This is a genomic window from Macellibacteroides sp. (assembly GCF_050251695.1).
Lineage (GTDB): Bacteria > Bacteroidota > Bacteroidia > Bacteroidales > Tannerellaceae > Macellibacteroides > Macellibacteroides fermentans.
In genome coordinates, this window is sequence record NZ_JBFWMI010000155.1 from 1 (window position 1) to 4,419 (window position 4,419).

5 protein-coding genes and 1 pseudogene are annotated in these 4,419 nt (G+C 43.5%); 2 read left to right on the forward strand and 4 right to left on the reverse strand.

Features of this window, described 5'->3' with window-relative positions:
* Positions 1-168, forward strand: a pseudogene (locus AB7E53_RS14305) (23S rRNA (uracil(1939)-C(5))-methyltransferase RlmD); the annotation flags it as partial.
* Between the two features lie 63 nt (positions 169-231).
* The gene (locus AB7E53_RS14310) at positions 232-1,605 is read left to right on the forward strand and encodes a transglycosylase SLT domain-containing protein (protein ID WP_446776444.1); all 1,374 of its coding nucleotides are present in this window, start codon (positions 232-234) and stop codon (positions 1,603-1,605) included.
* Here the strand turns inward: AB7E53_RS14310 and AB7E53_RS14315 are convergent.
* The 4 genes from AB7E53_RS14315 to AB7E53_RS14330 all read right to left on the reverse strand — a co-directional run.
* On the reverse strand, positions 1,602-2,543 hold the full coding sequence (locus tag AB7E53_RS14315) for a tRNA dihydrouridine synthase (protein ID WP_446776438.1): 942 nt from the start codon (positions 2,541-2,543) through the stop codon (positions 1,602-1,604). The two genes, AB7E53_RS14310 and AB7E53_RS14315, sit on opposite strands and share 4 nt — an antisense overlap.
* A complete protein-coding gene (lipB, locus tag AB7E53_RS14320; protein ID WP_421467315.1) occupies positions 2,540-3,205 on the reverse strand; it encodes a lipoyl(octanoyl) transferase LipB in 666 nt (221 codons plus the stop codon). Before lipB ends, AB7E53_RS14315 begins: the two co-directional genes overlap by 4 nt.
* Positions 3,169-3,945 carry a monofunctional biosynthetic peptidoglycan transglycosylase gene (mtgA, locus tag AB7E53_RS14325; RefSeq protein ID WP_446776440.1) on the reverse strand — a complete coding sequence of 259 codons (777 nt, stop codon included), beginning with the start codon at positions 3,943-3,945 and terminating at the stop codon, positions 3,169-3,171. Before mtgA ends, lipB begins: the two co-directional genes overlap by 37 nt.
* A gap of 96 nt (positions 3,946-4,041) precedes the next feature.
* Positions 4,042-4,419: MFS transporter (locus AB7E53_RS14330; RefSeq protein ID WP_446776442.1), on the reverse strand; the 378-nt coding region annotated here is incomplete at its 5' end.

Below are 4,419 nucleotides of genomic sequence, written 5' to 3' on the forward strand. Positions count from 1 at the left end.
GAACCCCGGCGAATTGTCTACGTAAGCTGTAATCCTGCTACGCAGGCAAGGGACCTCGGACTTCTTGACGTTAAATACGAAGTAAAAAAGGTACAACCTGTTGATATGTTCCCCCACACCCATCACGTGGAAAATGTTGTATTATTGGAAAAGAAATCTCATTCTTGATTTGCATGGAGGACAGAAATGACGGACAAAACCGTGTTTCGTAAAAAGATAACGCTGATTGTAATGATCGGCTCCATCCTGTTGGGATGTTTCTCTTGTTACAGCAATAAAAAAGAAGATAACAAGGAAGGATCCCTGCAGGTGGATTTACCTCAATTGAAAGTAAAAGGAGAGCTTACAGCCGTTACTTTATACAGTTCTACTTCATACTTTCAGTACAAAATGCAGCCCATGGGTTACGAGTACGATCTAATCCGCGATTTTGCGCATTCTCAAGGATTAAAGCTCAATATCAAAGTAGCCCAAAACATATCCAAATTAAGTGAAATGCTCTTAAACGGTGAAGCCGATGTGGTTGCCTATCCATTACCGGTAACCAATACGCTCAGACAAGAGGTTATATTCTGTGGACGAGAGGAACTCTCCACTCAGGTGTTGGTTCAACGTTCCAATAAAGGAGATACCCTCGTTAAGGATGTTACCCAGCTTATTGGTAAAACCGTTTATGTAAAACACGGCACCAAATACCACGAACGGCTTACCAACCTGAATGTTGAGCTGGGCGGAGGTATCCACATAGCCGATATTGAGAAAGATACCGTAACTTCCGAAGACCTGATCGAAATGGTGGCCAAAGGGGAAATTCCCTTCACCGTTAGTGACGATAAACTAGCCAGACTAAATAAGACATATTACAATAATATAAATATAAGTCTGAAGATAAGCTTTTTGCAGAGGTCTTCATGGGCAGTTAGCAAAAACAGTCCCCTTTTAGCGGAAGCTATTAACGCTTGGGCTACCGACAAAGCTTCGGATTACAACTTCAAAGCCATAACCAAACGTTATTTTGAGCTTAGCAAAATACCGGATATCGTCTCATTATCGGAAGTAAAAAAAGGTCAGATATCTGCTTACGACCCTCTTTTTAAGAAATACGCAAAGAAGGTAGATTTAGATTGGAGGTTGGTGGCATCCATATCTTATCAGGAATCGCATTTCAATCCCCATTCTGTTTCATGGGCCGGGGCCGAAGGTTTGATGGGAATTATGCCAAATACAGCCCGGGGACTAGGTGTTGCATCACACGAGCTTAAAGATCCGGAAATCGGTATTAAAACCGGAATCGAGTGTTTCCGTAGGTTCCGCCAGGGATTTTCAGAAATAACAGACGAGAAAGAAAAGATAAAATTCACCCTTGCCGCTTACAACGCCGGTATAGGTCATGTGTATGACGCCCAGCGATTGGCCATAAAATATGGAAAGGATCCCAATAAATGGGAAGGAAATGTAGATGAGTTTATCCGAAAGAAAAGCGATCCGTTCTATTACAACGACTCCGTGTGCAAACACGGGTACCTCCGTGGCTCGGAAACCTATAATTATGTAAACGATGTGTTATTCCGTTTCGACTATTATAAGAAGAAAACACAAAGTTAATAGGTCGCGAACAAAGCTGACACTGCTTGCAGGTACTGCTGCAATGTGGTACTTTTAAGAATTTTCTTCCTTAATTTTTTATCGGCATCCGGCAACAGATAATCCCAAAGAGTCTGCATCTTGGACAGCAACTGATGTTCACCCCCTTCCAGGCGAGAGGTGTATGCATCCAGCAACCGTCCATGAAAGTCAATCAGCCTTGTACGTCGTTCGTTAACCGGCAAGGTTTCACCCTGTTTCCATTCCGATGCCAGCCAGGGATATGCCAACAACCCTCTACCTAACATCACGCCGGCTAAATTGGGAAAGCACTCTTTCAGCTCATTAATTTCTGCAACCGAGACTATATCACCGTTATAATAAAGAGGAATACGGCATAAACCATAAAAACGGGCAAATACATCCTTATCGGTCTGCCCTTTATACTGCTGTATTCCCAAGCGCGGATGCAACGTTACATGGGTAAGAGGCAGATCATTCAACACAGCAAGAATCTCTTCAAATTGTGAGCAATCATCCCAGCCATGGCGTAGCTTTACAGAAAAGGAAACCGACGGATAGTCCTTTATACAAGCAAGCAATCTGGCAGCATCCTCAGGAAAAGCCAACAACCGGGCGCCACGTTTCAGTCGGGTTTGTTTGGGGAAAGGACATCCCATATTGATATCCACCCTGTTGTATCCCTCCTTTACCACCAGATCTGTCAAATAAGACAATTCATTCGGATTAGCAGCAATTAGCTGAGGTATCACATTATGTGGAGCATTATCCGAACGCACGATATCACGTAAATCTTTGGAACGGACACCCCCATTTTCCACTCTCAGAAAAGGAGTGTAATAAGTATCCACGCCACCAAATATAGCTGCATGAACTTTCCGGTATACACAATCTGTATACCCCTGCAAAGGAGCAAAATGAATCTCAAAATCAGTCATCTGAAAGCCTGCTGGAAAAGGGTAAGCAACCGGCTTTTAGCCAATTCGAAATCTTGTTCGGCCCCCAGCTCTTTGGCAAGAGAGGTTACCCCTTTGTCTACAAACCCACAGGGATTGATCAACGAATAATAGGTAAGATCGGTATTGATATTTAGAGCGAACCCGTGCATAGTAACAAAATGGCTGCTTTTCACCCCGATGGCACAAATCTTACGGGCAGCACCAGGAACTTTACTGTCCAGCCACACGCCGGTAGCTCCGTCCAACCGTTCAGCCTTAACCCCGTAAAGCAAAAGAAATTCAATCACTATATCTTCCAACGTATGTATATAGGCTTTCAGTCCCATTCCAAACCCATCCAGGTCGAAAACCGGATAACCGGTTATTTGTCCCGGACCATGATAGGTAATATCCCCCCCACGGTCGATATGAAACAAGGAAACTCCTTTCTCCTTCAACAACAGCTCGGGTACCAGTAAATTGGTCTCCTTTCCGCTTTTACCTAAAGTCAGCACCGGATTATGTTCACAGAAATACAGACAGTTCTGCTCTTCAAGTCCCTTTCTTTTCGCATCAATCAGCGATTCAAAACTATTAGTCTGCAAATCAAGGGCCTTTCCGTATTCTATTCTGCCAAGGTCGTAGTAACTAAAGCTCTCCATTTTTTTCTTTTTTTAATTTCACCGGAATCCTGATCCGAATTCCCCTCATTGTAACCCATCTCCACCTTCATAAGTTTACCCATGAGTGAAAGAATTTTAGCCTGGCGCTTAATCATATAAGGAGAAGGCTTGGCCGAGTTGAATTTACGGGGGTTAGGCAAGGTAGCCGCGATAAGGGCAGCCTGTCTTTTGGTAAGTTTGTAGGCCGGTTTATTAAAGTGTTCCTGGGCCACAGCCTCCACACCGTATATCCCCTCTCCCATTTCGATGGAATTGAGATATACCTCCATTATTCTTTCTTTACCCCACACCCACTCAATCAACACGGTAAAGTAAGCTTCAATACCTTTACGGATATAGCTTTTCCCGGGCCACAGAAAAACATTTTTAGCAGTCTGCTGAGTAATGGTGCTGGCTCCGCGTACACGCTTACCCCGATCGGCCTCATTTTTTGCCTTCTTGATCTGTTCGATGTCAAAACCCCTGTGTTCCATAAAAAGATTATCCTCGGATGAAATTACGGCCTGAACCATCGGCTGGGCAATCTTAGACATGGGTACCCAGGTATGCTTTAATTTAAGCGGTTTGCCATCCTGAAACTGTTCGTACAGGCGTATAAACATAAGTGGAGTGTAATATACAGGAATAACCTTTCCTGCCACCACCCAAAGCAAGCTAAAAACAAAAAGAGAAATAAACAGGTTTCTAAGCCAGATAAGCATTCGTTTAAGAAGTATCATATTACACCTCACGCTTTAATTATGACTACAAAATTACTGATTAATTTCCAAAAAAAAAGAGGATAACCCATCAAAGTCATCCTCTTCCTTAAACTATTATCGCTTCCAGTATTTCTCCATCTCCTCCAGGGTTTTCCCTTTCGTTTCCGGAACCATCTTCCAGATAAAGAATGCGGCCAACAGCCCCATCACTCCATATATCCAATAAGACACACCGTGATTGAAATTATCTGTCAGATACTGATTTTTATCCAACATCGGGAAGGTCCACGATACCAGGAAATTAGCCACCCACTGTCCGGCTACTGCAATACTCATAACTGTAGAACGGATCGAATTGGGGAATATTTCGGCCAACAAAACCCAACAAACAGGTCCCCACGACATGGCAAAGCCGGCGGTGTAGACCAACATACAGATAAGTGAACCGATTCCAACTGAATTGGTGTAAAAAGTGGTACCCAGCAAAAGCAT